This is a genomic window from Xanthomonas cannabis pv. cannabis, assembly GCF_000802365.1.
Classification (GTDB): domain Bacteria; phylum Pseudomonadota; class Gammaproteobacteria; order Xanthomonadales; family Xanthomonadaceae; genus Xanthomonas; species Xanthomonas cannabis.
Map to the genome: position 1 here is coordinate 1 of NZ_JSZE01000209.1, position 1,420 is coordinate 1,420.

General features: G+C 63.5%; 2 protein-coding genes. Both read right to left on the reverse strand.

Going from position 1 to position 1,420, the window contains the following annotated elements; translation table 11 throughout:
• A partial coding sequence (locus OZ10_RS20085; protein WP_039566865.1) for a siderophore-interacting protein occupies positions 1-450 on the reverse strand: 450 nt, incomplete at its 3' end.
• Positions 451-839: 389 nt separating this feature from the next.
• Positions 840-1,373, reverse strand: a complete 534-nt coding sequence (locus OZ10_RS20090; RefSeq protein ID WP_039405167.1) for a PadR family transcriptional regulator — start codon at positions 1,371-1,373, stop codon at positions 840-842.
• Positions 1,374-1,420: the final 47 nt, after the last annotated feature.

The window sequence follows — 1,420 nt, forward strand, 5'->3', positions numbered from 1 at the left end:
TGCGGTTTCATCGCCGATCAATACATAACGATCGAAGTCATCGGCCACCAGGAACGAGCCGCGTGGGCCGCCAATGCGCAGTTCGTCGCCTGGCTGCGCCTGGGCGGCCCAATCGGAGGCTACCCCGTCACCGTGCAACACAAAATCGATGCTGAGCTCGCCGGTTTGCGGGTCGAACAGGCGCGGCGTGTAGTCGCGGCCGGGCGAGGGCAGGGCGCCGTCGGCGTAACGCGGTCCTTCCGGTGTCATGGTCGGCAGTACGAACGCGCCGTCGGCATTGGGGAAAAACAGTTTGACGTGATCGTCCGGTGCGTCGCTCTGGAAGCCGGCAAGCTCGCTGCCACCAAAGACAATGCGGCGCATTTGTGGCGTGATCGACTCGCAGCGCACCACCTGTACGGAGCGCAGGCGCGGGTCGCGACGGATTTGGGTGCTGGTATGCGGTGCCATGGGGTGCAGTTCCTGGAGATACGTTGCAGTTGCGTGGCGGTGGAGGTGGGAGGTCAGGAGCAAAACGAGGTAACAAACAGGTAGTAACCAGTGATGGGCAGCGGCTGTTAGCGATTCCTTCTCCCATCGGGCGGATGAGGTACGAGCGAAGCCCCGTGCAGTTGCAATAACGCGTGGCTTCGTCCGTACCCTCACCCCAACCCCTCTCCCGAAGGGAGAGGGGCTTCAAGCCACTGCAAAGAGACACGATCGCCGTGGCAAATTTGCAGAGTGATGAAACTCGCAAACGGCGCATTCACCGCCACTCCTGCACGCCACTCGCATCAGCAAGCAACCTGTCGTAGTGACGCAGCCGCAATGACATGTTTGTAGTCGCCAAGCACACCCGCTCAGCCGTCATCGCGCTCCATGCCGTCGGCGGCGGCGTTGAGTAACGCCGCAATGCGGGCAGTTTCTGCTTCGCTCCACTGTCCGTGCCGTGCAAACAGGCCGTGCTTGATGCGGTGAATCGCATCGCGAATCGGCGCCGGCGTCTGCGCCTTGATCAATTCGCGTGCGCGCCGATGCGTGCGTGCCAGCGCTGCGTCGAGGGCATCGCGTTGCTGCGCGACATGCTCCCGGCCGACATCGGTGACCTGATAGCGCTTGCGGCCGTCATCCAGCGAGGTCCGTACCCAGCCATCGGTTTCCAGCTGCGCCAGCGCGGGATAGATCGCGCCGGCACTTGGGGTGTACAGCCCTTTGAACAGCGCGGCGATCTGCCGCATCAACTCGTAGCCATGGCGCGGGCGCTCGTCGATCAGCGCCAGCAACAGCAGGCGCAGATCGCCGTGCTCCAGCGGACGCGCCCGCCCGCCCGCCGCGCGGCCACGTGCGGCGGGCGGAGACGGATCGAGATCATCTGGAGAGCCGGATTGGCGCAAGCTCGGTCTTATTCGATATATCGAAGGATGCCGAAACGATATATCGA